This is a genomic window from Leisingera sp. M527 (assembly GCF_025141525.1).
Lineage (GTDB): Bacteria > Pseudomonadota > Alphaproteobacteria > Rhodobacterales > Rhodobacteraceae > Leisingera.
Genome location: NZ_CP081037.1, coordinates 2280878 through 2306277, shown reverse-complemented (window position 1 = coordinate 2306277; position 25400 = coordinate 2280878). Strand labels below are relative to the sequence as shown.

Genomic DNA, 25400 nt, shown 5'->3' with positions numbered 1-25400 from the left:
GAATGGGACAAGTGGGGGGAGGAGAGAACGCTGGGATACTGCTTTGAGTGGTATTTGTTCTGGTGAACCAATCAGAGCGGCAGCGTGCGGGGAAGTGACCTCGGGAGAGGGTGGCAATGGCTGATACAACGGAATCCGAAAGCAGGAAGCTTCTGGTTCGCCTGCGCGAGGCGATGGCGGGTGACGATGCCGGTCAGGCGCGGCTCGACAAGATCACTCATCTGATCGCCGACAGCATGGGGACCGAGGTGTGCTCGGTCTATCTGTTCCGCGATGACGAGACGCTGGAGCTGTGTGCAACCGAAGGCTTGAACACCGAATCTGTGCACCAGACCCGGATGCGCATCGGCGAGGGCCTGGTGGGCCGGGTGGCAAGATACGGCAAGGTGGTGAACACGCCGGATGCGCCAAATGCCAAGGGATTCCGCTATATGCCGGAAACCGGGGAGGAGCGGTTTTCCTCCTTCCTCGGGGTGCCGGTGCAGCGGCTGGGCGAGATGCTTGGCGTCTTGGTGGTCCAGTCCAAGGAGGGGCGCGAGTTTTCAGCCGATGCGGTCTATGCGCTGGAAGTGGTGGCGATGGTCATCGCGGAGATGACCGAGCTGGGCGCCTTTGTCGGCGAAGGCGCGGCCCTGTCGCCACTGCACAAGCAGCCGGTTCTGATCCACGGTACCTCGGCCCAGGAAGGCGCGGCAGAGGGCAATGTGTGGCTGCATGAGCCGCGGGTGATTGTGACCAATCCGATTGCCGATGATCCCCAGCGGGAGCTGGAGCGGATGAACAGCGCGGTCGAGGAACTGCGGGTCGGCGTTGACAAGATGCTGGAAGTCTCCCGCAATGGCGACAAAGACCAGCTGCAGGTTCTTGAAGCCTACCGTATGTTTGCCAATTCCAAAGGCTGGATGCGGCGGATGGAAGAGGATATCGCCCGAGGCCTGAGCGCCGAAGCCGCGGTGGAAAAGGAGCAATCCCAGGCCCGCGCCCGGATGGGCCAGGTGCAGGACGCTTACTTGCGCGAACGGCTGAGCGACCTGGATGATCTCTCAAACCGTCTGCTGCGGATTCTGACCGGGCAGGGGGCAGACACCGGTGCCGAGCTGCCGGACAACCCTATCCTGATCGCCCGCAACATAGGTCCGGGGGATCTGCTGGAGTATGGCCGCGGCCTGCGGGGCATCGTGCTGGAGGAAGGCTCGGTCGGATCCCACGCCGCTATTGTCGCGCGGGCGCTGGCCATTCCGCTGGTGGTGAATGCCAAACGGATCACCACCGAGGCGCTGAACGGCGACCACATCATGGTGGATGGCGATCAGGGCGTGGTGCATCTGCGGCCCGATGACACGGTTGTCGGCGCCTTCCGCGACAAGATCGCGATGCATACCAAGGCGCAGGAACGCTATGCCTCGATCCGCAGCAAGGCGGCGGTGACCACCGACGGCCAACGCATCAATATGGTGATGAATGCCGGCCTGATGGCGGACCTGCCGTCATTGGATAGCTCTGGTGCTGAAGGTGTGGGGCTGTTTCGCACGGAATTGCAATTCCTCGTGCGCAATCAGATGCCAAAGCGTTCGGAGCTGGTTGCTTTGTACAAGCGGGTGCTGGATGCAGCCCATGGCAAACCAGTGATTTTCCGCACTTTGGACATCGGTTCCGACAAGGTTCTGCCCTATATGAAACCGACGGATGAGCCGAACCCTGCGCTGGGCTGGCGGGCGATCCGGGTGGGGCTGGACAAGCCCGGCATCATGCGGATGCAGTTGCAGGCGCTGCTGCGCTCGGCCGAAGGGCGGCCGCTGTCGATCATGTTTCCCTTTGTCGCCCAGTTCGAGGAATACCGCGCAGCCAAGGCCGAGGTGGACAAGACCATCGAACGCGAGCGCATTCTGGGCCACGTGCTGCCGGCTGAGCTGGAGATCGGCGCGATGCTGGAAACACCCTCGCTGGCCTATGCGCCGCAGAAGTTCTTTGACGAGGTGGCCTTTATCTCGATCGGCGGCAATGACCTGAAGCAGTTCTTCTTTGCCGCCGACCGCGAGAATGAGCGGGTGCGTAAACGCTATGATACGCTGAATGTGAGCTTCCTGAGCTTCATCGAGCGCATCGTGGAACGCTGCGCGATCTCTGGCACGCCGCTCAGCTTTTGCGGCGAGGACGCGGGCCGCCCGGTCGAGGCCGTGTGCCTGGCCGCCATGGGCATTCGCACGCTGTCGATGCGCCCGGCCTCTATCGGGCCGGTCAAGTCACTGCTGCTGCGGGTCGATCTGGGCGAGCTGCGCAAGATCATCGCGGATGCACGCCATCGCGGCGACCAGGCGGTGCGCCCGGCAGTGATGAAATACCTGCGGGAGCTTTGACGGGCGCCGCGCCTGGGGCTGGCTGATGATTTCATTGGAAAGTTGAGCAGACCCGGCAGGGGCTGCGCCAAAGCTTTGCATCCGTTTACTTCAAGCTTAAAACTTTATGCTTGAAGTTTTCTCGCGCCTGCCTATCCTGATCTGCAAGGATGTGCGCTGAGCGGGAAAGGATGATCATGAAAGTCGCCTGTTTGGGAGGAGGGCCTGCGGGCCTCTACTTTGCGATCTCGATGAAGCTGCGCCAGCCCGAGGCACAGGTCACGGTGATTGAGCGTAACAAGCCTGATGATACCTTTGGCTGGGGCGTGGTGCTGTCGGATGACGCGCTGGAGAATCTCAGCGCCAATGACCCGCAGAGTGCCGAGGCGATCCGCGAAAGCTTTGCCTATTGGGACGATATCGCGGTGGTGCATAACGGCACCCGCACGGTGTCAGGCGGGCATGGGTTTGCCGGAATAGGCCGCAGGCAGATGCTGCTGCTGCTGCAGGACCGGGCGCGCGAACTGGGCGTTGACCTGCAATTCGAAACCATCGCCAAATCCGCTGCGGAATATCAAGCAGACTATGATCTTGTGGTCGGCTGCGACGGGCTGAATTCCAATGTCCGCAATGAGTTCGCGGAGCATTTTAAACCGGAAATCGACGTGCGCCCCTGCAAGTTCATCTGGCTGGGCACCCATCAGAAATTCGACGATGCTTTCACCTTCATTTTTGAGAAGACCAAACACGGCTGGATGTGGATCCATGCGTACCAGTTTGACGCGGACACTGCGACGGTGATTGTCGAATGTTCAGCTGAGACCTGGGAGGCCTGGGGTTTTGAGGGCATGAGCAAGGAGGAGACCGTCCGCACCTGCGAGGAGATCTTTGCGGATCATCTGGGCGGGCAGCGGCTGATGTCGAACGCGGCGCATTTGCGGGGGGCGGCGGTGTGGATCAACTTCCCGCGGGTGCTGTGCGAAAAGTGGCACCACGAGAATGTCGTGCTGCTTGGCGATGCCTCGGCCACCGCGCATTTCTCCATCGGGTCGGGATCGCGGCTGGCCTTTGACAGCGCGATTGCACTGGCTGAGCTGGTGAGCACCGAACCGACGCTGGAACGCGCCTTTGAGCGCTATCAGGAGGAGCGGCGGCTGGATGTGCTGCGGCTGCAATCAGCTGCACGCAACTCCTTGGAGTGGTTTGAAGAGGTCGAGCGCTATCTGGATATGGATCCGGTGCAGTTCAATTACTCGCTGCTGACCCGTTCGCAGCGGATTTCCCACGAGAACCTGCGGCTGCGCGATGCGGACTGGCTGCAAAGCGCCGAGAAATGGTTCCAGGACAAGGCCGGTGCGCCCGCTGATGCACCGGTGCGGCCGCCGATGTTTGCCCCCTACCGCTTGCGCGGGATGGAACTGCAGAACCGCATCGTGGTTTCGCCCATGGCGCAGTACAAGGCGGTGGAGGGCTGCCCGGCGGACTGGCACCTGATCCATTACGGCGAGCGCGCCAAGGGCGGCGCCGGGCTGGTCTATACCGAAATGACCTGTGTATCAGCTGAGGGCCGGATTTCGCTGGGCTGTCCGGGGCTGTATGCGCCGGAGCATGAGGCGGCGTGGAGACGGCTGACGGATTTTGTGCATGCTGAGACCGGCGCGAAGATCTGCTGTCAGATCGGCCATTCTGGGCGCAAGGGCTCCACCCAGCTAGGGTGGGAGGAAATGGACGCGCCGCTGCCGGAAGGAAACTGGGAAACGGTTTCGGCCTCGCCCATTCCGTGGTCGGAAAACAACCCGGCACCGCGGGAGATCACGCGGGCGGAAATGGATCAAATCCGGGAGGAATTCGTTGCATCGGCGCAGATGGCAGAGCGCGCAGGGTTTGACATGATCGAACTTCATGCGGCGCATGGATACCTTATTTCCTCGTTCATATCGCCAAAATCGAACATTCGGACGGATGAGTACGGCGGAAGCCTGGCAAACCGCCTGCGCTATCCGCTGGAGGTGTTCCGGGCGATGCGTGCGGTCTGGCCGGAAGGCAAACCGATGTCGGTCCGGATCTCCGCCAATGATTGGGTGGGCGACGAAGGCGTGACGCCGGAGGAGGCGGTGGAGATCGCCAAGGCGTTCACCGCGGCGGGTGCGGATATCATTGATGTCTCCGCCGGGCAGACCTCGACCAATGCACAGCCGGTCTATGGCCGGATGTTCCAGACGCCGTTTTCCGACCGCATCCGCAACGAGGCCGGGATTGCCACCATGGCGGTCGGCAATATCTATGAGGCGGACCATGCCAATTCGATCCTGATGGCGGGGCGGGCCGATCTGGTCTGCGTGGGCCGGCCGCATCTGGCCGATCCCTATTGGACCCTGCACGAGGCGGCGCGGATCGGCGACCGGCACGGGGACTGGCCGCTGCCGTATCAGGCGGGCCGGGATCAGGCCTGGCGGCTGGCCGACCGTGACGCGGAGGTGATCCGGGCATGACACGCAGGGTATTGGTAACAGGCGGCGGCACCGGCATCGGCAAGGCAATTGCACAGGCCTTTGCAGCCCAGAATTGTCAGGTGACAATTTCGGGGCGGCGGCGCGACGCGCTGGAGCAGGCAGCGATGGGTACGGATCTGGAAATCAGACCTGCTGACGTCACGGATGAGGCCCAGGTCGAGACACTGTTTGACACAGCTTACGACGTGGTTGTGGCAAATGCGGGCACCGGGATCGCCGCGCGGATCGAGGATGTTGAACTGGCAGACTGGCAGCACACCCTGACGGTGAACATGACCGGCACATTCCTGACCTTCCGGGCGGCGCTGCGGGCTGGCATGAAACCGGGCGGGCGGCTGATTGCCATTGCCTCGACCGCGTCCTTGCAGGGCGGGGCGCATATCCCGGCCTATGCGGCCTCGAAACACGGGGTGCTGGGACTGGTGCGCTCGGTCGCGCAGAGCGTGGCCAAGCGCGGCATCACTTGCAATGCGATCTGCCCGGGGTTTGTTGATACCGAAATGGCGGAGAGCGCAATCACAGGGCTGATGGCCCGGCATGACATTCCGCGGGAGAAGGCGCTTAAGATGGTGGTTGGCGGCAACCCGATGCAGCGGCTGATAGCGCCGGAGGAAGTGGCGGCAACGGCGGTGTTCCTGGCGTCAGATGACGCGTCGTCAATTAACGGGCACGCGATGAGCGTTTCGGGAGGCGAGATTTGAGCACAACGTCAAAAGACCGGCTGCGGCTGTGGCTGAAGGTGCTGAAGGCCACCAAGGCGGTGGAGAGCGAGGTGCGCGAAAACCTGCGGCGGGACTTCGCAACCACGCTGCCGCGGTTTGATGTGATGGCGGCGCTGATGCAGCATGAAAAAGGGCTGAAAATGAGTGAGTTGTCAGGTGTTCTGAAAGTGTCGAACGGCAACGTGACCGGAATCGTTGAACGTCTGGTCGAGGACGGCCATGTGCAGCGCGAGAAGGTCGAGGGCGACCGGCGCGCCAATCTTGTGCGGCTGACGGCGGCGGGCCAGACTGAGTTCTCGCGTCAGGCAGAGGCGCATGAGGGTTGGATCAATGCGGCCTTTGACGGGCTTGCAACGGATGAGGCGCAAGCAATTGCCGAAAGCCTGGACGCGGTGGCACGGCGGCTGGACGAGGGAGGCAAGGCATGAAGGTGAACACGGACCCGCGGCACTTTCTGTGCCGGATCGAGGATGGCGTTGCCACAGTCTCGCTGGACCGGCCCGAGCGGAAGAACCCGCTGACATTCGACAGTTACGCAGAGCTGCGCAACTGGTTCCGGGATCTGCACTATGACGATAGCGTCAAGGCGGTGGTTTTTGCCTCCAATGGCGGCAATTTCTGCTCGGGCGGCGATGTGCATGACATTATCGGGCCGCTGACGAAGATGAGCATGAAGGAGCTGTTGGCCTTCACCCGGATGACCGGCGATCTGGTCAAGGCAATTGTGACCTGCGGCAAGCCGGTGATTGCGGCGATTGACGGGGTTTGCGTTGGCGCAGGGGCAATTATCGCCATGGCCTCGGACATCCGGATTGCCACGCCGGAGGCCAAAACTGCGTTTCTGTTCACCCGTGTCGGGCTTGCAGGCTGCGATATGGGCGCCTGTGCGATCCTGCCGCGGATTATAGGCCAGGGGCGGGCGGCGGAGCTGCTGTACACCGGGCGGTCGATGAATGCCGAAGAGGGGCACGCCTGGGGATTTCATAACAAGCTGGTGGCGCCGGACGCTCTGGAGGCGGAGGCACAAACCTGGGCGGCGCGGATCGCAGCAGGCCCGAACTTTGGCCACATGATGACCAAGACCATGCTGGCGCAGGAATGGTCGATGTCGATCGAACAGGCGATTGAGGCTGAAGCGCAGGCGCAGGCGATCTGCATGCAGACGGCGGATTTCGAGCGTGCGTTCCATGCTTTTGTGAATAAAGAAAAACCGGTGTTCGAGGGCGACTGAGCCGCTTGAGCCGCAGGCCGCGTGCCGGAGGAGGGTACGGGAGCCTCCGGCGGGAGTATTTGGACAAAGGTGAAACAGGGAGAGCCGCGCCATGGCGGACAAGTCGTTTTTGAACTGGCCGTTCTTTGAGGACCGGCACCAGGCGCTGGCGGAGGAGCTGGAGGCCTGGGCCGGAGCGCATCTGGAGGGTATTGATCATTCGGACACGGATGCGGCCTGCCGGGCGCTGGTCGCAGCTTTGGGTGCGGGTGGCTGGACGCAGCATTCCGGTGCGATGGCCGGCGGGAAATTGGACGTGCGCAGCCTGTGCCTGATCCGCGAGACGCTGGCGCGCCATGACGGGCTGGCGGATTTCGCCTTTGCCATGCAGGGGCTGGGGACCGGCGCGATCTCGTTGTTCGGGACCGAAGCGCAGCAGCAGGAGTGGCTGCCGCTGACGCGGGCGGGCAGGGCGATATCGGCCTTTGCGCTGACTGAGCCGCAGTCGGGGTCGGATGTGGCCAATTCCACCATGACGGCGACGCTGGATGGCGATCATTACGTTTTGAACGGTGAAAAGACCTGGATCTCCAACGGCGGGATTGCCGATATCTACACGCTGTTTGCCCGCACCGGCGAGGCGCCGGGGGCGAAGGGGCTGAGTGCCTTTGTCGTGCCGGCGGGCTTGCCTGGGTTCGAGGTGGCGGAGCGGCTGGAAACCATCGCGCCGCATCCGCTGGCAGCCTTGCGGTTCAGCGGCTGCCGGATTCCGAAATCGGCTTTGCTTGGCCAGCCGGGTGCTGGCTTTAAGATTGCGATGTCGGTGCTGGATGTGTTCCGTTCCACCGTGGCGGCGGCGGCGCTGGGGTTTGCCCGCCGCGCACTAGATGAATCGCTGGCGCGGGTGACACAGCGCCAGGTGCAGGGCGCGCAGCTGTTTGATCTGCAAATGGTGCAGGGGCACATTGCCGATATGGCTCTGGATGTGGATGCCGCTGCGCTGCTGGTTTACCGTGCCGCCTGGGCCAAGGATTCCGGGGCCGCGCGGGTCACGCGGGAGGCGGCGATGGCCAAGTTGTTTTCCACTGATCAGGCGCAATCTGTGATCGACAAGGCAGTGCAACTGCATGGAGGAGACGGCGTGCGCCGGGGCCAGAAGGTCGAGGAGCTGTACCGCGATATCCGGGCGTTGCGGATCTACGAGGGGGCCTCGGACGTGCAGCGGGTGGTGATCGCCCGCCAGGCGATGGGTGCCTTTCAGGGAGGGGAGTGATATGTTGGGACCAACCGCGCATGTAGACAGTTTTGCCCGGGACAACCTGCCGCCTGCGGAGCAATGGCCTGAGTTTCTGCTGGAGGGGTTTGACTATCCGGAACACCTGAATGCCGCGGTCGAGCTGACCGATGCGATGGTTGAAAAGGGGTTCGGCGACCGCACTGCGCTGATCGGCAACGGGCGCTACCGCACCTACAAGGAACTGGCGGACTGGACCAACCGGCTGGCGCATGTGCTGAGCGAGGATCTGGGGGTGCAGCCCGGCAACCGGGTGCTGATCCGCTCGGCCAACAACCCGGCGATGGTGGCCTGCTGGCTGGCGGCGACCAAGGCGGGCGCGGTGGTGGTCAACACCATGCCGATGCTGCGCAAGGGGGAGCTGGCCAAGATCGTCGATAAGGCCGAGGTGTCCCATGCGCTGTGCGACACAAGGCTGAAGGACGAGCTGGTCGCCTGCGCCAAGGATTCAGAATTCCTGAAAACGGTTGTCGGCTTTGACGGCACGTCCAATCACGATGCTGAACTGGACCGGCTGGCACTGGAAAAACCCGTGGCCTATGAGGCGGTGCAAACGGGGCGTGATGACGTGGCCCTGCTGGGCTTCACTTCGGGCACCACCGGCGCACCCAAGGCAACCATGCATTTCCACCGTGATTTGCTGATCATCGCTGACGGCTATGCCCGCGAAGTGTTGGATGTGCAGCCGGAGGATGTGTTCGTCGGCTCGCCGCCGCTGGCTTTCACATTCGGCCTGGGCGGGCTGGCGATCTTCCCTTTGCGCTTTGGTGCTGCGGCGACGCTCTTGGAAAATGCCTCGCCACCGAACCTCATTGAGATCATTGAGAAATACAAGGCGACGGTTTGCTTCACCGCGCCGACTGCTTACCGCGTGATGCTGCGGGCGATGGAGGAGGGGGCGGATCTGTCGTCGCTGCGGGCGGCAGTGTCGGCCGGGGAGACCCTGCCCGCACCGGTTTATGACGAGTGGATGCAGAAAACCGGCAAGCCGATGCTGGACGGGATCGGGGCGACAGAGATGCTGCATATCTTCATCACCAACCGGTTCAGCGACCACCGGCCCGCTTGCACTGGCAAGCCTGTGGGCGGCTATCAGGTGAGGGTGCTGGATAAGAGCGGCAACGAGGCCCCGCGCGGCGAGATCGGGCGGCTGGCCGTCAGGGGACCCACAGGGTGCCGTTACCTGGCCGATGACCGGCAGGCTGGGTACGTGCAAGACGGCTGGAACATCACCGGCGACAGTTTTATCCGGGATGACGCCGGGTATCTGCACTTTGCCGCCCGCAACGATGACATGATCGTCTCCTCCGGGTACAACATTGCAGGACCTGAGGTAGAGGCGGCCCTGCTGGCGCATGAAGCGGTGGTGGAATGCGCGGTGATCGGCGTCCCGGATGAGGCGCGGGGCGAGATTGTGCAGGCGCATGTGGTGCTGGCCGATGAGCTGGCGCCGTCGGATGAAATGGTCAAGCTGCTGCAGGATTACGTGAAGGCGGAAATAGCGCCTTACAAGTATCCGCGTTCATTGGTGTTTACCTCGGCACTGCCTAAGACCGAGACCGGAAAAATCCAGCGGTTCAGGCTGAAAGCCTAGCTTCCAGGGATTTCCCAGTGCTTATCCTGCCGACGGCTGCCATGCAGCCGTCAGGCGTCGAGATGCTGAAAAAGTACGGTGGGCCGATCCGGCAAAGGGAGCTCGCGAAGCGCGCTCAAGAGGCAAGAAATCAGATGGAACGAAGCAAGGCCGAAACGTGAAAGTTTCAACGGTTGTTTCAAAAATGGCGGTGAAGGAGGTGTGGGATGACGCAAGTCATTGATTTTGTTTGGAGGCGAGTACCGGAATCGAACCGGTGTACACGGATTTGCAATCCGCTGCGTAACCACTCCGCCAACTCGCCAGCCGTGGTGTAGGGCGTGATTAATCACATGCTTGCAGACTGTGCAAGAGGTGTATTGCCTCTGTCCGGGCCAAAAACTGCTTTTCTTTCCGGCTAGGAAAAATCTCAGCTGCCCGCACTTTGGTCGGGTGCAGCCGCGCGGATGGCTTCGGCGATCAGGGCTGGAATACCGGGCAGCGCGCCAGCGACGGGCAGCAGAATTCCCTTGAACCCCGCAGCCTCGAGCGCTTGGGGGATGTCCTGTTTCACATGATCGCCGGCCTGGGCAAAGAAAGGCAGGCAAATGGAGCGAACAGATAATGCGGTTGCGGCGGTTTCAATCCGCGGGGATTGTTCCACATAGCCGGGCGAGAGTGTGCAGCCGGGCAGCAAGGGACGCAGGTGGGCGGCAAAATCTTCTGCTGCCTCGGCCGCTTTGGGGCCGCGGGCAGAGCCGTGCGCGGCAAGCAGAAGATGCGTTTCTGCCAGCGGCCAGCTTTGGTCTGTGACGGTCTGGCGGACGGCCTGTGCCGCGAGGGCGGGAAGGGCGGGATCCAGACCGAAAGGCGGTGCCATGCGGTAGCTGCGGCCCTTAAGGCGGTCCGGCAGAACCTTGGCCGTGAACCATCCCTGCGACATAAAAAACGGATAGACCACGGCGTCCTCGGCCATTTCGCGCTCCAGCCGCCCAGGCGTGGCGAGGGTGGCGGAGCGCACATCCCAGTCCGGCAGATGCGCCGCAACTTCTGCCGCGAGACCAGCCAGGGCGGCCTCTGCCGGAGCAGGGCCGGAAGGCTGGCCATGGGCGGTTATAACGGCGGTGCGCGTGATCTTTGTCAAGGCGGAGGTCCGGATCGTTGGAATTGCGGAAGCTGGCAGGATTGTTCCTATATTTGGGGGGCTTGCCGGGAACACTGCAAGGCTTGGATGGATTTTTTCTGCGGCGCGTCGAGAAACGAAACCAGGGAGGTTGACCTTCCCGGGCGCTTCACCTAAATCAGCAAACACTCTGAGCGGGTATGGTGAAATGGTATCATAAGAGCCTTCCAAGCTTAAGGTGCGGGTTCGATTCCCGCTACCCGCTCCAGATCTTCCCCCGATTGCCATTCTGTTACACCGTGACGCGGGACGTTCGCGCTTTCATGTGCTTTTTGAAACGGCTCAGCGCTTGACGCGCGGAGCCTGCAGGGCCATGAACCTTGGCGAATGCGCGGGGTTTCATACCCGCCAGCCCAAAGTGCAGAAGGATCCGGAATGGCGCGGAGACAAGCGGCCCCGAATGCGGAACAGGAGCGCGAAGGCTCCCGTAAAATTGGCGTACTGTCGGCGCTGTGGCCGTATATGCGGCCATACCGTCTGCTGATGCTTGCTGCGACCTGCGCGCTGGTGATGACGGCAGGGCTGTCGCTGACGCTGCCTTTGGCGGTGCGCCGGGTGGTGGATAATTTCCGGGTCTCGGATTCTGAACTGCTGAACCTCTATTTTGGCGCGGCGCTGGGAATTGCTGCGCTGCTCGCGGCTGGCACCGGTGTGCGCTATGCGCTGGTGACCCGGCTGGGGGAACGGGTGGTGGCCGATATCCGCAAGGCGGTGTTCGACCGGGTGATCGGCATGAGCCCGGAGTTTTACGAACGGGTCATGACCGGCGAAGTGCTGAGCCGGATCACCACTGATACAACGCTGATCCAGTCGGTGCTGGGGTCCTCGGTGTCGATCGCGTTGCGCAACCTGCTGATTTTCCTGGGCGGCATGGTGCTGATGCTGCTGACCTCGGCCAAGCTGACGATGATGGTGCTGCTGATCGTGCCGGCGGTTATTGTCCCGATTCTGGTGCTGGGCCGCCGTCTGCGCGCGATCAGCAAGGAAAATCAGGACTGGATCGCAGCCTCCTCAGGCAATGCTGGCGAGGCGCTGGGGGCGGTGCAGACCGTGCAGGCCTTTACCCATGAGGTCGCCAGCCGCCTGAAATTCGGCGACATGACCGAGACCGCCTATACTGTTTCCTGCCGCCGGATCCAGACGCGTGCTTATCTGACAGTAATTGTGATTTTTCTGGTGTTCTCCGGCGTTGTCGGTGTGCTGTGGATGGGCGCCAATGATGTGCGCGCGGGTGTTATGTCCGAGGGTTCCCTGATCCAGTTTGTGATCTATGCTGTGCTGGTGGCTGGCTCGGTGGCAGCGCTGTCGGAAATCTGGAGCGAGCTGCAGCGCGCTGCCGGCGCAACCGAGCGGCTGGTTGAGCTGTTGAACGCCAAGGATACCGTGCTGGATCCGGTTGCGGCGCAGGTGCTGCCCGCGCCGGTCAAGGGCGAAATCCAGTTCGACAATGTGTCGTTCCGCTATCCGTCGCGCCCCGATGTCTCGGCGCTGGACGCGGTGTCTCTGGCGGTAAAGCCGGGCGAGACTGTTGCATTTGTCGGACCGTCCGGCGCGGGGAAGACCACCATCATTCAGCTGCTGCAGCGGTTTTATGACCCGAACCAGGGTGCTGTGAAACTGGATGGTGTGGCGCTGACAGCGCTGCAGCGGGATGAGTTCCGCCATCACATCGCGCTGGTGCCGCAGGATCCGGTGATCTTTGCTGCCTCCGCCCGCGAGAACATCCGGTTCGGCCGGCCAGAAGCCTCGGATGCCGAGGTCGAAGCTGCAGCCCAAGCCGCCGCCGCGCATGACTTCATCTCGAAACTGCCCGAAGGCTATGATAGCTTTGTCGGCGAGCGCGGGGTGATGCTGTCGGGCGGCCAGAAACAGCGGATTGCCATTGCCCGAGCCATCCTGCGCGATGCGCCGGTACTGCTGCTGGACGAGGCGACCTCGGCGCTGGATGCCGAAAGCGAACGTCTGGTGCAGGCCGCGGTTGACGAGCTGAGCCAAGGCCGCACCACTCTGATTGTGGCGCACCGTCTGGCAACGGTCAAAAAGGCGGACCGGATTGTGGTGATGGATCAGGGCCGGATTGTGGCCACCGGCACCCATGATGAGCTGGTGGCGCAAGGCGGGCTGTATGCGCGCCTGGCCAAGCTGCAGTTCACCGAAGGGCTGGCAGCGGAGTAAACGCCAATTCCTGAAGAAAACCCTGCACCCCGGACTGGTTCCGGGGTGTTTTTGTTTGGAAAACCGCAAATCGCAGCAAAATGGCGCCACGTCATGCCGCAAACTGCCTTGGCGTGACCCTGTTGCGGTGCTTGCGCAATTGCGCGTTTGCAATAGTCTGGGCGCAAACAGAACACCCCATTCATTGGGGGAACGGGGAGGAGATTTATGGGATTTTCCGGAGTCGCAGACCGCGACGCGCTGCAGAACGAAATGCCGTATGAGGCGCGGGATCTGCCGGCCACGCTGTATGGGCTGCTGTCACGGACCGCGGGCAAGTTCCCGAACAGCAACGCGGTCAGCTATCAGATTTTTTCCGGCCCCCGGGACAAGGCGGAAACCCTGACCTGGAGCACGCTGAAGGATCAGGTGAGCCAGGCGGCCAATATGTTCCGCGCGCTGGGGATCGGAGAGCAGGATGTGGTCGCCTATGTGCTGCCCAACTGCCACGAGACGCTGGTGACCATGCTCGGCGGTGCTGTGGCGGGGATCGTGAACCCGATCAACCCGCTCTTGGAGCCAGAGCAGATCGCCTCGATCCTGCGCGAGACCAAGGCCAAGGTGGTGGTGACCCTGCGGCCCTTCCCCAAAACCGATGTGGCCCAGAAGGTGGCTGAGGCGGTGCGCCATGCACCTGGGGTGAACACGGTTCTGGAAGTGGACCTGAACCGTTATCTGACACCGCCGAAATCCTGGATCGTGCCGTTGATACGTCCCAAGCTGGACAATCAGGCCAAAGCGGCCCATGCGGATTACCTGAATTTCTCCAAGGAGATGGCAAAACATCCCGCAACGCTGAATTTCGCCGACAGCGACGGCGACCGGGTTGCCTGCTATTTCCACACCGGCGGCACCACGGGAATGCCCAAGGTGGCGCAGCATAAATACTCGGGCCTGATCTATAACGGCTGGCTGGGGGACACACTGCTGTTCACCGAAGAAGACAACATCATGTGCCCGCTGCCACTGTTCCACGTTTTTGCAGTGCATGTGATCATGATGGCGGCGGTGTCCTCGGGGGCGCATGTAGTGTTCCCGACGCCCCAAGGTTACCGGGGCGAGGGGGTGTTCGACAACTTCTGGAAGCTGATCGAACGCTGGAAGATCACCTTTATCATCACCGTGCCCACCGCTGTTTCGGCGCTGATGCAGCGGGAAGTGGACGCTGATATCTCCTCGGTGAAAACGGCGTTTTCCGGCTCGGCCCCGATGCCGATGGAATTGTTCAAGCGGTTTGAGGCGGCATCGGGTGTGACCATTGTCGAAGGCTACGGTTTGACCGAGGCGACCTGCCTGGTTTCGTGCAACCCTCCGGGCGGTGAAAAGAAGGTTGGCTCGGTTGGGATCCCGCTGCCCTATACGGACGTGCGGATCGTCAAGCAGACCTCCGACGGCCCGCTGGAATGCGGTGTCGATGAGGTGGGGGAAATCTGCATTTCCAATCCCGGCGTTTACCCCGGCAGCACCTATACCGAAGCCGACAAGAACGTGGACCTCTACTATCAGGACAAATACCTGCGCACCGGCGACTTGGGGCGGATTGACGGGGATGGCTACCTGTGGATCACCGGCCGTGCCAAGGATCTGATCATCCGAGGCGGCCACAACATCGATCCGGCCGAGATCGAAGAGGCGCTGCTGGGCCATGAAGCGGTGGCATTTGCCGGCGCTATCGGCCAGCCGGATGCCCACTCGGGCGAGCTGCCTTGCGCCTTTGTTGAGCTGGTGGGCGGCGCCTCGGTCAGCGAGGAGGAACTGCTTGAGTACTGCAAGATCCATGTGCATGAGCGGGCGGCGATCCCCAAGCATATGACGGTGCTGGACGAGCTGCCGAAAACCGCCGTGGGCAAGGTATTCAAGCCGGATCTGCGCAAACATGCGATCACCCGTGTTTACAACGGCGCACTGGAAAAGGCCGGTCTGGCCGCGCGGGTTGTCAGCGTGACTGACGACAAAAAACGCGGTCTGGTGGCCCAGGTGGCGGCCAACGGCAGTGCCGAGCCTGAAATTTCCGGTGTCCTGGCCAGCTTCACCCGGCCCTGGGAGCCGGCGGCGGGCTGAACCTGATTGTAAACGTGAGATAAAAGGCGCCCTCAGGGGCGCTTTTTCATTCAGGCATTCCATTTACGGGAATCTCTGCCTAGGCTCTGAAAACAGACACGCAGGGAGGCTCGCGGATGGATTATGAACGGCTGATCGACGAAGAGACCTGGGACTTTATCCAGAAGACCGGGGAGCACTACCCTGATGACGCCGTTGAGATGTCCATTGAAGAGCAGCGCCTGATTTATGACTCCATGGCACGCGAGTTCCGGGTGCCGCGTCCGGATGTGGTTTCGGTCATGGACACCTCGGCTAACGGGGTGCCGGTCCGGGTCTACACCGCAGGCGATCCCACCCGCACAGTGCTGTTCTGCCATGGCGGCGGTTTTGTGGTTGGCGGGCTCGACAGCCATGACGATGTCTGCGCCGAGATCTGCGCCCAGACCGGTTACCGGGTAGTGGCCGTGGATTACCGCCTGGCGCCGGAGCACAAGCACCCGGCCAGTTTCGAGGACGCGTGGACCGCTTTAGAATGGGTGGAGGCCGCTTATGGCACCGGCATTGTCCTGACCGGTGACAGCGCCGGTGCGAACCTGTGCGCTGCGGTTGCCGCCCATGCCCGGGGCCGGACAGAGGCAATCCTGGGGCAGGTGCTGATCTATGGCGCCTTTGGCGGCGATGTGAACCAGGGGTCTTATATCGAACACGCCAAAGCGCCGATGCTGACCCGCGAGGATGTGCTGTTTTATATGGATATCCGAACCGATGGCGCGGCGCCGCAGGATGACCCGCTGTTAACACCGCTTGCCGACAGCGATTTTGCAGGTCTGCCGCCGACAGTGCTGGTGACAGCTGATTGCGACCCGGTGCGCGATGACTCCCGCGATTACAGCGACCGCGTTCAGGAGGCCGGCGGCAAGGCGCATTGGATCAACGAGCCGGGCCTGATCCACGGGTATCTGCGCGCCCGCCACAGCGTGGGCCGGGCGCGGGACAGTTTTGAGCGGATCTCGGTCGCGATCGAGGCACTGGGGCAGGGGATCTGGAGCTACGATGACGAGGCGCCCTAGCCGGCAACCTCGCGGCATTGCTCCTGAACCAGCGATGTATCCAGCCAGCCGCCGCTGGTTGCCTGCCAGTCCGGACCGGAGGTTGTGACATAGGTCCAGCTGCCAACCGGGATGTGCGAATAGCTGACATAATCCCCGGCAACGATCTGACCGACCAGCGGTGCCTCCGGGCGGTGTCCCGCGCGCAGGCCGGTCACCGGACCCAGCCAGCCCAGGCAAGCGCTTTCAAACTCGTCCCGCACAGGCAGGTCCCACAGCTGGTGCCTGAGGAACAGATCGTCCAGGTCCAGATAGGTCTGCTTGTTGTTCACCCGGCAGCCGAACCGCGCCTCCATTTCCTTGACCAATGCCACCATCCGCCCGGCGTGCGGCGGCAGGGATACGGATTTGCCGATGCAATCGCCGTTGTTGAACACCGCCCGGCCCAGCGGCGAGCTGAAACAATACCCGGCCCGGTCGATAACAGCGTTCCTGGTGAACCACAGGTCGTGACAGGCATCGCTGGCCAGAACCGGGGACGCCAGCATGCACAGCGCGGCAGCAAAGGATTTCATGGCAATCTTTCCTGACGAATAAAAACAGCGGCTGAGGACCATTCTAGCACACAACCGCCGAATTCGCGTTACTTCAGGAACGGTTCTGCCTTCATGGTGCCGGCAATGGGTGCGCCCAGACGTTTCAGGATGGTCGGCGCCAGCTGGCGCTGGTCGATCACGGCGTCATGATCGGGGCCTCCGGCATCACCAAAGTAATACAGTGCTGTTTCCTGCTGCAGCGGCCCGCGGCCGCCATGGTGGCCGCGCTCGTCCTGGCCATGGTCTGCCGTGACGATCACCTCATAGCCCAGATCGCGCCAGCGGGTGATGAAGGGGGCCAGCATCTCGTCCATCACGAAACAGGCGTGGTCCATTTCCTGGCAATCATGGAAGAACCGGTGGCCCATGCTGTCCAGGGTACAGGTGTGCAGCATCCCGTAGTCCAGGCCAAATCGCAGGCAGAGGTTGGTCAGGGTGCCGAACAGATCGACATCCGACGGGGTCATCTGATTATCTTTGCCGTAGCCGGTCATGGAATGAAACCGGCCATGGTTGATGGTCTTGCTTTCGGGTTCATCGTATTCGATGTCGCGCACGTAGTCGAACGGGTGCCGGTTGAAGAAGGACGACCAGTAGCTGTGAGCAACAGCCCCCGTCACGCCGCCCGTTTCGCGCACCTGGGAGAATACGTCCTTTTCCTTCAGCCGGAACACATTGGCGTTGCCGGTGCAGCCATGGATGGCGGGCGCCACACCGGTGTGGATCGAGGCATAGCAGCTGGCCGAGATCGACGGCAGCACAGCGCGCAGTTTCCAGACGCGGGCATCGCCGCTGTCGACCCAGCCTTCGAGGTTGCCGAACAGGCGGCGGAAGTTGCGCCACGGCACACCGTCCAGAATGATGAGCAGGAGTTTGTTGTCCATTCGCCGAATCCCTTTTTCGCGCAGACCTTGGTGCCGTATCATCGTGACGGTTTCTTGAATTGCCATTCAAAAAACGAAAGGATGGTCAGAAACCGGCATTTCAGCGGGAAGTTTCCTTGCTTTGCCGGGGAGGGGCCGGGCCGGGCTTAGAATGCGGTGGCAAGGACATAGACGCCGGCAAGCAGTAGGAGCCCGCCAGTGGAGCTGGCAAACAGGCGCGGGTTGCGGACATGCTTTTCCGCCAGCACATACAGCGCAAGCCCGGCAATCCAGTAGAGGTTCATGATGCCGCCGGCAAACAGCAGCAGCATCAACGCCCAGCAGCAGCCGAGGCAAAAAACGCCGTGATGGGCGCCCATCAGTACAGCACCAGCCAAACCTGTGCGGTTATGCGCGGTCAGAAATTGTACCGGCATCCGGCAATGAAATAGGCAGGCGTGCTTGTAGGGGGTAAACTGATAGGCGCCCGCCGCCAGCAACAACGCACCGCCAAGCGCGCGGCTGCTGAGCGACATCATGGGACCATCAGAGAGGCCCCACGATTCCAGCCACCATTGCAAGCTGGTGGCGATAATTGAAAAAACGGCCCAAACCAGCAGATAACCGCCAAGAAACGCCAAACTCAGCAGCGGTGCCTGCTGCGGTCTGGAGCCGGCTTTTTTGATGGCCGTGTAAAGCAGCAGCACAGGCGCGGCACTGGGGGTCATCATGGCGACCATCATGATCCACCACATCAGGAAGATCAGCCCGGCAAAGGCAGGCGTCCAGGCATTGTTCGCACCCATCTGCATCGGTGCGCCAATCGGTCCGGCCATCCGTGTCATTTCTACCGCGGTCATGGTCATGCCAACGCCGAAAACAGTGTAAAGCACGCTAAGCAGCACGATCATGGCCACGGCGCCCAGCACCACTGCCTGGTCGTGGCGCGCCAACCGTTCCGCTGTTCCCTTTATGCGCAGCACCGGTGCCATGGCCGTTTCAGGCCGCGCGCTCAACGCCTCTGCCGGTCAGGTGCAGCTCGGCGATATGGGCGTGGGTTGCGCTGTTCTTGTCCAGGCTGATCGCTGCATTGCGTGTCACGGTCGAACCGCTGGCCATGGCGGCCTCGGTGAATTCGAAGCCTTTCGGCAGCGCGATGCTGATGAAATGCGGATCCCCGGAAACGATATTGGCGATAGGCTGCACTTTGGTTTCGGCGTAATCGCCAACCCTGGCCGACCCGGTGCCGGTTTCGCGATCATAGTCCAACGAGATCGCGGCATGCAGCGTTTCGTGCTTGGTCGGGCTTGTCAGGCTGAACACATAGAACATGGTGGCGAATTCATCGGTGTCTTCGCCTGTCATGATCGCCTCCAGCGCGGCCCGCTGATCCGCGGTGGCGCGTTCGTCGATGATCATCTGCATCTGGCCGTTGCCCTCGTGCACGGCGCCGGGCCATTTATAGATCACCGCCGCATAAAGCCCGTCCAGCTGGACGCTGCCATAATGCCCCTTGTCGATACGGTAGGTCAGCATGGCTTCGCAAGTGCCGTCCGTGGGCAGCTGTGAGAACTGGCACGGGCACCCCGGATTGCAATTGCAGTTGCCAATTTCCTGTCCGTGAATGGCCCAATCTGTCATAGCAGCCCCTCCAGCCTGTTGCAGTCAAACAAAACTGCCCGATGACTTCAGGTTGACCTGCAAAGCAAAAACAGCTGCACTCAGAAACAGAACATTTATTTGCGGCTGGACCCGCCGCATTTTCCCGGTTCCGTCAAGCTATCATAAAATAACCGGAGGCAGAAAAGAAAAAGCCCCCGCCCGGAACCGGGCAGGGACGTAAGATGACGCAAAAAATTTACGGGATCAGTTGCCGGCGCTTTCCATTTTGCGGTTGGCGATCACCTCTTCCAGCCAGCCCAGCTTCATCTCGGGGACGGAACTCAGCAGCAGGTCGGTGTAATCGTCAAATGGCGGGCTCAGCACTTTGGACTTGCCGCCGTAGCGTTGCACCTTGCCCTGATACATCACCGCGATGTTGTCCGAGATGGCGCGCACGGTTGCCAGATCGTGGGTGATGAACAGATAGGCCACATCCTCGATCTTCTGCAGGTCCAGAAGCAGCTTCAGGATGCCGTCCGCCACCAGCGGGTCCAGCGCCGAGGTGACCTCGTCGCAGATGATCATCTTGGGCTTGGCCGCCAGCGAGCGGGCAATGCAGACACGCTGCTTCTGACCGCCTGACAATTCCGCCGGATAACGGTCCATGAATTTTTCGCCCAGCTCGATCTCGTCGAGCAGTTCGATGATCCGCTTCTTCTTTTCCGCACCGCGGATGCCAAAGTAGAACTCCAGCGGGCGGCCGATGATGGTGCCAACGGTCTGGCGCGGGTTCATCGCGACATCCGCCATCTGATAGATCATCTGCAGCTCGCGCAGGTCCTCGCGGCTGCGCCCTTTGAGGTCGCCTGAAAGAGTGCGGCCTGCAAATTCGATCTCACCCTCGCGCGGGGGAAGAAGCCCGGTGATGACGCGGGCGAGGGTGGATTTTCCGGATCCGGATTCGCCCACAACCGCCAGCGTCTGGCCGGGATAAAGATCAACATTCACATTGTGCAGCACGTCGAACTGGGTGCCTTTGTAGCGCGCGGTGATATTGCGCACGCTCAGCACAGGGTCCGGCGTCGGGGCCTTTTCCTCGTGTTCGATGGAGCGGACCGAGACAAGCGCCTGGGTGTACTCCTCCTGTGGGTTGTTGATGATCTGATCGACACTGCCGTATTCCACGGTGTTGCCCATCTTCAGCACCATGATGTCGTCGCTCACCTGCGCCACAACCGCCAGGTCGTGGGTGATGTAGAGCGCGGCAACACCGGTGTCGCGGATCGCTTCTTTGATCGCCATCAAAACGTCGATCTGGGTGGTCACGTCGAGTGCGGTTGTCGGCTCGTCGAACACCACCAGATCCGGCTCCGGGCACAGCGCCAGCGCGGTCATGCAGCGCTGCAGCTGGCCGCCCGACACCTGGTGCGGGAAGCGCTCGCCGATATTGTCCGGGTCCGGCAGGCCCAGTTTGGCAAACAGCACCCGCGCACGGGCTTCGGCGTTCTTGCGAGAGAACTTCTTTTGCTCCACCGCGGCCTCGACCACCTGGTCCATGATCTTCTTGGCGGGGTTGAAGGAGGCTGCCGCCGATTGCGACACATAGGTCACCTCGGCGCCGCGCAGTTTGCGGATGTCCTTGTGGCTGCCCTTGAGGACGTCGCGGCCGTTAACCCAGACTTCGCCGCCGGTGATCTTCACGCCGCCGCGGCCATAGGCCATGGACGCCAGACCGATGGTGGATTTGCCTGCTCCGGATTCGCCAATCAGCCCCAGCACCTTGCCGGGCGCGAGGTCAAAGCTGACCCCGTGCACGATCTCGATATCACGGGGGCGTTCCCCGGGCGGGTAGACGGTCGCGCCGATCTTCAGGTCGCGGACTTTCAACAGAGTATCGCTCATCCGCGGCCTCCTTTCAGCGAGGTTGTCCGGTTCAGCACCCAATCAGCCACAAGGTTGACCGAGATCGCCAGGGTGGCGATGGCAAAGGCCGGGATCAGGGCTGCGGGGATGCCGTAGACGATGCCTTCCTTGTTCTCCTTCACGATGCCGCCCCAGTCAGCCTCAGGCGGCTGCACACCCAGACCCAGGAAGGACAGGGTAGAGACAAACAGAACCGCAAAGATGAACCGCAGGCCCATTTCGGCAATCAAAGGGGACAACGCGTTGGGCAGGATTTCGCGGAAGATGATCCAGGCGGTTTTCTCGCCGCGCAGACGGGCTGCTTCGACATAGTCCATGACCTCGATATCCACTGCGACGGCCCGGGCCAGACGGTAGACGCGGGTGGCGTCCAGCAGGCCCATCACGATGATCAGCATCGGAATGGTGACCGGTGCAACCGACAGCACAACCAGCGCAAAGATCAGCGTCGGGATCGACATCACCAGATCGACAAAGCGCGACAGCGCCTGATCAACCCAGCCGCCGGCAACGGCGGCAAAGAAACCGAGGATTGACCCCAGGGTGAACGACAAGACGGTTGCTGCGGTGGCGATGAAGATGGTGGTGCGGCCGCCATAGATCATCCGGCTGAGAAGGTCGCGGCCGATGTTGTCGGTGCCCAGCAGGTATTCAGCGCTGGACGGCTCCCACACATCGCCGACGATTTCGCCAACGCCAAAGGGGGCCAGCAGCGGCGCAAAGATGGCGCCAAGAAAGTACAGGGCCGTGAAGAACAGCCCGATGAGTGCGGAAATGGGGATGTTCTTCATTTCGGATGCCTCAGGCGCGGGTTGCTCAGGATGGCGACGATATCGGCAATCATGTTGAGGCCGATATAGACGGCGGCAAAGATAAGGCCGCAGGCCTGCACAACAGGCACGTCACGCTTGGACACGTGATCCACCAGATACTGGCCCATGCCCGGGTAGACAAACACCACCTCGATCACTACGACGCCCACAACCAGATAGGCGAGGTTCAGCATCACAACGTTGACGATCGGTGCAATCGCGTTGGGAAAAGCGTGGCGGTAGATTACTTGAAAGGCGTTGAGGCCCTTTAGCTCGGCGGTCTCGATATAGGCGGACTGCATCACGTTCAGGATTGCGGCACGGGTCATCCGCATCATATGCGCCAGAACCACCAGCGTCAGCACGGTGATCGGCAGGGCGATGGCGTTCAGCTTTTCAAACAGGGTCATGCCATCATTGATCATGGCGACCGACGGGAACCAGCGCAGTTTCACTGCGACCACGTACATCAGCACATAGCCGATCAGGAATTCGGGGATCGAGATTGAGGCCAGGGTGACGGCCGAAATCAGTTTGTCGGGCCAGCGGTCTTTGAACCGCACGGCAAGCAGGCCCAGGAAAATCGCCAGCGGAACTGCGACCACAGCAGCCCAGAACGCCAGGAACATAGTGTTCCAGAAACGGCCGGCCAGCGCAGAGGTGATGTCTTGGCCACTGGTCAGTGCAGTGCCGAGATCACCCTGCATGGCGCCGAACAGCCAGGCGAAATAGCGCCCCACAGGCGGATCATTGACCCCAAGTTCGGCCCGCAGGTTGGCAAGAGCCTCCGGTGTTGCTGATTGCCCCAGGATCGATTGGGCAACATCGCCAGGCAGCACGATCGTGCCCGCAAAGATCACCACTGAGATAAGCAGCAAAAGAAGGAGGCTCAGCGCGATGCGCTGAGCCAGGAGTTTTATAATCGGGGACATTTAAGCTTTGACCCACAGCTTGCTGGCAGCATAGCCGTTCATCAGAACCTGGCCCGGGACACCTTCGACGAAACCGTCAACCTTGTCGGTGGTTGCCTCGACAAAATCGTTGAACATCGGGCAGATCAGGCCGCCCTGGTCGCGCAGGATTGTCGACATGTCGGCATACATCTGGGTGCGCTTGGCGACGTCCAGCTCACCGCGGGCTGCAACCAGCATCTGGTCGAACTGCTCGTTGTTGAAACGGGTGTCGTTCCAGTCCGCGGTCGACAGGTAGGCGGTTGTGAACATCTGGTCCTGGGTCGGGCGGCCGCCCCAGTAGCTGGTGCAGAAGGGCTGATTGTTCCAGACTTCCGACCAGTAGCCGTCGTTCGGCTCACGCTTGACGTCCAGCTTGATGCCGGCGCTTTGGCAGGACTGCTGGAACAGTGCGGAAGCATCCGGTGCGCCGGGGAACGAATTGTCCGAGGTGCGCAGCAGCACCGAGCCGTCATGGCCGGATTTCTTCATGTGGAACATCGCTTTGTCCGGATCGAACTGACGCTGCTCCAGCTCGGTGTACATCGGGTAAGACGCATTGATCGGGCTGTCATTGCCCACGGTGCCATAGCCGTTCAGGATCTTGTCGACCATTTCTTCGCGGTTGATCCCGTACTTCAGCGCCATGCGCAGGTCGTAGTTGTCGAACGGTGCAGTGTTGGTGTGCATGATGAACACATAGTGACCGGCCGCCGAGGTCGAATGGACCGTGATATTGGGCGCGCGCTCGACCAGTTTTGCGGTGCGCGGGGGCACCCGGTCGATCACATCCACCTGGCCGGATTGCAGTGCTGCAACGCGGGCGGTGTCATCGTTGATAACGATGATTTCAACGGTCTCGGCATTGCCCAGATCACCCCAGTAGTTCGGGTTCTTCTCGGCCACAAAACGCACGCCCATATCGGCGGACTTCATGATGTAGGGGCCGGTGCCGATGGCAGCCGCAGGATCGTCATTGCCGCCGCCCGGCTGAACGATCAGGTGATAGTCGGCCAGCAGATAGGGAAGGTCGGCGTTCGGGCTGTCGAGTTCAAAGACAACGGTATCGCCGTCTGCGCGCACGTCCTTGATGCCGCGCATGATGCCCAGGGCGCCGGACTTGGTGTCTTCGCCGCTGTGGCGCTCCATGGTCTTGACCACGTCTTCTGTGGTGACGTTCTGGCCGTTGGAATAGGTCACGCCGGACCGCAGTTTGAAGGTCCAGGTGCGTGCATCTGCAGAAGCTTCATAGCTTTCGGCCAGTTTGCCTTCGATGCCGCCGGCTTCGGTCAGTTCCACCAGGGTTTCACCCCACAGGCGGGTGACCATCAGGCCAACCGTGTTGGTAACCAGCGCCGGGTCCAGGCTGTCGGTGGTGGAGCCACCCTGCAGGCCCAGGCGCAAAGTGCCGCCTTTTTGCGGACCCGCGGCCTTGGCTGCGCCGGACAGCAGCAGGTTTGCGGACACAGCGGTAAAGCCCAGTGCGGCGGCCTTGCCCAGGAAGTCACGGCGCGTCAGTTTGCCTGCCACGGCCTGACTGGCCAGATACTGCATATGCTTGTTCATTGATTTCTCCCGATTGATTGCGGTGCTGCAAGCACCCGTTTTTTGATTGGTGGTTCAAGATTTGCGCATTTACTGCCACCTCGCAAGCGTTATTCGCCAAACCCTTGGCGGGCGGGAACGAGTACTTGCGAGGCCGGATAAGGGGGTGTCGTCTTTTTTAGGTAAGGTGCCGTTTTCAGTGGTAATGTCGCGTGTAAATCAAAAAAACATCCGGAATGCGACAAGAAATTTTTGTGCTCCGGAATGACGGAATTTTTATGAATCTGCCGCGATCGTGCACGCCGCCGGGTTTGAATTCGGAAAGAATCGATGCTTTGAGGTCCAAAAACGTCTTCCGCACCGCAAAAGACCAATTCCTGACCTTTTTCCGCAGCGGCAGGCGGGGTCGTCCTGGCCAATCCCTAAGAACGGTTTGCGGCACGCCAGATGGCTGCCTGTTGGCGCCGGATCAGAGCTGTTCTGTGTCCATCCAGACCGTCACCGGGCCGTCATTCAGCAGCCGGACCTTCATGTCGGCACCGAACTGTCCTTTTGCAATTTCCAAACCTAGCCGGGACAATTGCTCCGCAAAATATTCGTACAGCCGTTCGCCGTCGGCAGGGGTTGCGGCAGTGGAAAACCCCGGACGGTTGCCGCGGCGGGTGTCGGCGGCCAGGGTGAATTGGCTGACCACCAGCGCACTGCCGCCGGTATCCAGCACCGAGCGGTTCATCTTGCCGCCCGTGTCCTTGAAAATCCGGAGCTTGGATATTTTGGCCGCCAGCTGATCCGCCTGCGCCTGGCCGTCGCCCTCCATGGCGCAGATCAGGATGAGCAAGCCGGGGCCGATTTCGCCGATGGCCGTGCCCTCAACAGTGACCGAGGCCTCGCTGACCCGCTGTATCAATGCCCGCATATGTCTTGTCCTTGCTTCGGTTCAGCCGCGTCAGCCCATGAAATCCTGCAGCGCAG

20 protein-coding genes and 2 tRNA genes are annotated in these 25400 nt (G+C 61.5%); 11 read left to right on the top strand and 11 right to left on the bottom strand.

Annotated elements, in window-relative coordinates; genetic code table 11:
* The first annotated feature begins 116 nt into the window (after positions 1–116).
* From ptsP to K3555_RS11435, 7 genes are all read left to right on the top strand, one after another.
* Positions 117–2357, top strand: a complete 2241-nt coding sequence (ptsP, locus tag K3555_RS11465; RefSeq protein WP_259985043.1) for a phosphoenolpyruvate--protein phosphotransferase — start codon at positions 117–119, stop codon at positions 2355–2357.
* Between the two features lie 176 nt (positions 2358–2533).
* On the top strand, positions 2534–4828 hold the full coding sequence (locus K3555_RS11460) for a bifunctional salicylyl-CoA 5-hydroxylase/oxidoreductase (protein WP_260005195.1): 2295 nt from the start codon (positions 2534–2536) through the stop codon (positions 4826–4828).
* Entirely contained in the window at positions 4825–5550 is a 726-nt protein-coding gene (locus tag K3555_RS11455) for an SDR family NAD(P)-dependent oxidoreductase (RefSeq protein ID WP_260005189.1), read from the top strand. Before K3555_RS11460 ends, K3555_RS11455 begins: the two co-directional genes overlap by 4 nt.
* The gene (locus K3555_RS11450; RefSeq protein ID WP_259985037.1) at positions 5547–5999 is read left to right on the top strand and encodes a MarR family winged helix-turn-helix transcriptional regulator; all 453 of its coding nucleotides are present in this window, start codon (positions 5547–5549) and stop codon (positions 5997–5999) included. Before K3555_RS11455 ends, K3555_RS11450 begins: the two co-directional genes overlap by 4 nt.
* Complete coding sequence (locus tag K3555_RS11445; protein WP_260005188.1) at positions 5996–6802, top strand: enoyl-CoA hydratase family protein; 807 nt, start codon at positions 5996–5998, stop codon at positions 6800–6802. The genes K3555_RS11450 and K3555_RS11445 overlap by 4 nt, the downstream gene beginning before the upstream one ends.
* Before the next feature lie 91 nt (positions 6803–6893).
* Positions 6894–8054 (top strand): acyl-CoA dehydrogenase family protein, encoded by a 1161-nt coding sequence (locus tag K3555_RS11440; protein ID WP_260005186.1) that lies wholly within the window; start codon positions 6894–6896, stop codon positions 8052–8054.
* A 1-nt stretch (position 8055) separates the two neighbouring features.
* Entirely contained in the window at positions 8056–9669 is a 1614-nt protein-coding gene (locus K3555_RS11435; protein ID WP_260005185.1) for an AMP-binding protein, read from the top strand.
* Positions 9670–9899: 230 nt separating this feature from the next.
* Here K3555_RS11435 and K3555_RS11430 read toward each other — a convergent pair.
* Both K3555_RS11430 and K3555_RS11425 read right to left on the bottom strand, forming a co-directional pair.
* Positions 9900–9973: transfer RNA gene (locus K3555_RS11430), tRNA-Cys, on the bottom strand.
* Between the two features lie 105 nt (positions 9974–10078).
* Positions 10079–10792 carry a CbiX/SirB N-terminal domain-containing protein gene (locus tag K3555_RS11425; protein WP_260005184.1) on the bottom strand — a complete coding sequence of 238 codons (714 nt, stop codon included), beginning with the start codon at positions 10790–10792 and terminating at the stop codon, positions 10079–10081.
* A gap of 173 nt (positions 10793–10965) precedes the next feature.
* On the opposite strand from K3555_RS11425, the gene K3555_RS11420 reads away from it, so the two are divergent.
* From K3555_RS11420 to K3555_RS11405, 4 genes are all read left to right on the top strand, one after another.
* Positions 10966–11039: transfer RNA gene (locus K3555_RS11420), tRNA-Gly, on the top strand.
* Between the two features lie 167 nt (positions 11040–11206).
* On the top strand, positions 11207–13006 hold the full coding sequence (locus K3555_RS11415; RefSeq protein ID WP_260005183.1) for an ABC transporter transmembrane domain-containing protein: 1800 nt from the start codon (positions 11207–11209) through the stop codon (positions 13004–13006).
* 207 nt (positions 13007–13213) lie between these two features.
* Positions 13214–15106, top strand: a complete 1893-nt coding sequence (locus K3555_RS11410; protein ID WP_260005180.1) for an acyl-CoA synthetase — start codon at positions 13214–13216, stop codon at positions 15104–15106.
* 116 nt (positions 15107–15222) lie between these two features.
* Positions 15223–16158 carry an alpha/beta hydrolase gene (locus K3555_RS11405; protein ID WP_260005174.1) on the top strand — a complete coding sequence of 312 codons (936 nt, stop codon included), beginning with the start codon at positions 15223–15225 and terminating at the stop codon, positions 16156–16158.
* Here the strand turns inward: K3555_RS11405 and K3555_RS11400 are convergent.
* From K3555_RS11400 to dtd, 9 genes are all read right to left on the bottom strand, one after another.
* Positions 16155–16712, bottom strand: a complete 558-nt coding sequence (locus K3555_RS11400) for a DUF4453 domain-containing protein (protein WP_260005173.1) — start codon at positions 16710–16712, stop codon at positions 16155–16157. The two genes, K3555_RS11405 and K3555_RS11400, sit on opposite strands and share 4 nt — an antisense overlap.
* Positions 16713–16780: 68 nt before the next feature.
* A complete protein-coding gene (locus tag K3555_RS11395; RefSeq protein ID WP_260005171.1) occupies positions 16781–17617 on the bottom strand; it encodes an alkaline phosphatase family protein in 837 nt (278 codons plus the stop codon).
* 146 nt (positions 17618–17763) lie between these two features.
* On the bottom strand, positions 17764–18588 hold the full coding sequence (locus tag K3555_RS11390) for a DUF2182 domain-containing protein (protein ID WP_260005170.1): 825 nt from the start codon (positions 18586–18588) through the stop codon (positions 17764–17766).
* Between the two features lie 7 nt (positions 18589–18595).
* Positions 18596–19237: a DUF1326 domain-containing protein gene (locus K3555_RS11385; RefSeq protein WP_260005168.1), complete on the bottom strand. Its 642-nt coding sequence runs from the start codon at positions 19235–19237 to the stop codon at positions 18596–18598.
* Positions 19238–19462: 225 nt separating this feature from the next.
* Positions 19463–21100 carry an ABC transporter ATP-binding protein gene (locus K3555_RS11380; RefSeq protein ID WP_260005167.1) on the bottom strand — a complete coding sequence of 546 codons (1638 nt, stop codon included), beginning with the start codon at positions 21098–21100 and terminating at the stop codon, positions 19463–19465.
* Positions 21097–21912 carry an ABC transporter permease gene (locus K3555_RS11375; RefSeq protein ID WP_259984983.1) on the bottom strand — a complete coding sequence of 272 codons (816 nt, stop codon included), beginning with the start codon at positions 21910–21912 and terminating at the stop codon, positions 21097–21099. The genes K3555_RS11380 and K3555_RS11375 overlap by 4 nt, the downstream gene beginning before the upstream one ends.
* Positions 21909–22865 carry an ABC transporter permease gene (locus K3555_RS11370; RefSeq protein ID WP_259984981.1) on the bottom strand — a complete coding sequence of 319 codons (957 nt, stop codon included), beginning with the start codon at positions 22863–22865 and terminating at the stop codon, positions 21909–21911. The genes K3555_RS11375 and K3555_RS11370 overlap by 4 nt, the downstream gene beginning before the upstream one ends.
* Positions 22866–24449: an ABC transporter substrate-binding protein gene (locus tag K3555_RS11365; protein ID WP_260005166.1), complete on the bottom strand. Its 1584-nt coding sequence runs from the start codon at positions 24447–24449 to the stop codon at positions 22866–22868.
* Positions 24450–24897: 448 nt separating this feature from the next.
* Entirely contained in the window at positions 24898–25344 is a 447-nt protein-coding gene (gene dtd / locus K3555_RS11360; protein ID WP_260005165.1) for a D-aminoacyl-tRNA deacylase, read from the bottom strand.
* Positions 25345–25400 lie beyond the last annotated feature (56 nt).

Bases quoted from the DNA above. Each gene is read 5' to 3' on its own strand.
- K3555_RS11445 (WP_260005188.1), top strand. From the start codon at position 5,996: ATGAAGGTGAACACGGACCCGCGGCACTTTCTGTGCCGGATCGAGGAT.
- K3555_RS11380 (WP_260005167.1), bottom strand. From the start codon at position 21,100: ATGAGCGATACTCTGTTGAAAGTCCGCGACCTGAAGATCGGCGCGACC.
- K3555_RS11390 (WP_260005170.1), bottom strand. From the start codon at position 18,588: ATGGCACCGGTGCTGCGCATAAAGGGAACAGCGGAACGGTTGGCGCGC.
- K3555_RS11405 (WP_260005174.1), top strand. From the start codon at position 15,223: ATGGATTATGAACGGCTGATCGACGAAGAGACCTGGGACTTTATCCAG.
- K3555_RS11460 (WP_260005195.1), top strand. From the start codon at position 2,534: ATGAAAGTCGCCTGTTTGGGAGGAGGGCCTGCGGGCCTCTACTTTGCG.
- K3555_RS11410 (WP_260005180.1), top strand. From the start codon at position 13,214: ATGGGATTTTCCGGAGTCGCAGACCGCGACGCGCTGCAGAACGAAATG.
- K3555_RS11440 (WP_260005186.1), top strand. From the start codon at position 6,894: ATGGCGGACAAGTCGTTTTTGAACTGGCCGTTCTTTGAGGACCGGCAC.
- K3555_RS11435 (WP_260005185.1), top strand. From the start codon at position 8,056: ATGTTGGGACCAACCGCGCATGTAGACAGTTTTGCCCGGGACAACCTG.
- K3555_RS11375 (WP_259984983.1), bottom strand. From the start codon at position 21,912: ATGAAGAACATCCCCATTTCCGCACTCATCGGGCTGTTCTTCACGGCC.
- K3555_RS11385 (WP_260005168.1), bottom strand. From the start codon at position 19,237: ATGACAGATTGGGCCATTCACGGACAGGAAATTGGCAACTGCAATTGC.
- K3555_RS11400 (WP_260005173.1), bottom strand. From the start codon at position 16,712: ATGAAATCCTTTGCTGCCGCGCTGTGCATGCTGGCGTCCCCGGTTCTG.
- ptsP (WP_259985043.1), top strand. From the start codon at position 117: ATGGCTGATACAACGGAATCCGAAAGCAGGAAGCTTCTGGTTCGCCTG.
- K3555_RS11365 (WP_260005166.1), bottom strand. From the start codon at position 24,449: ATGAACAAGCATATGCAGTATCTGGCCAGTCAGGCCGTGGCAGGCAAA.
- K3555_RS11370 (WP_259984981.1), bottom strand. From the start codon at position 22,865: ATGTCCCCGATTATAAAACTCCTGGCTCAGCGCATCGCGCTGAGCCTC.
- K3555_RS11455 (WP_260005189.1), top strand. From the start codon at position 4,825: ATGACACGCAGGGTATTGGTAACAGGCGGCGGCACCGGCATCGGCAAG.
- dtd (WP_260005165.1), bottom strand. From the start codon at position 25,344: ATGCGGGCATTGATACAGCGGGTCAGCGAGGCCTCGGTCACTGTTGAG.
- K3555_RS11415 (WP_260005183.1), top strand. From the start codon at position 11,207: ATGGCGCGGAGACAAGCGGCCCCGAATGCGGAACAGGAGCGCGAAGGC.
- K3555_RS11395 (WP_260005171.1), bottom strand. From the start codon at position 17,617: ATGGACAACAAACTCCTGCTCATCATTCTGGACGGTGTGCCGTGGCGC.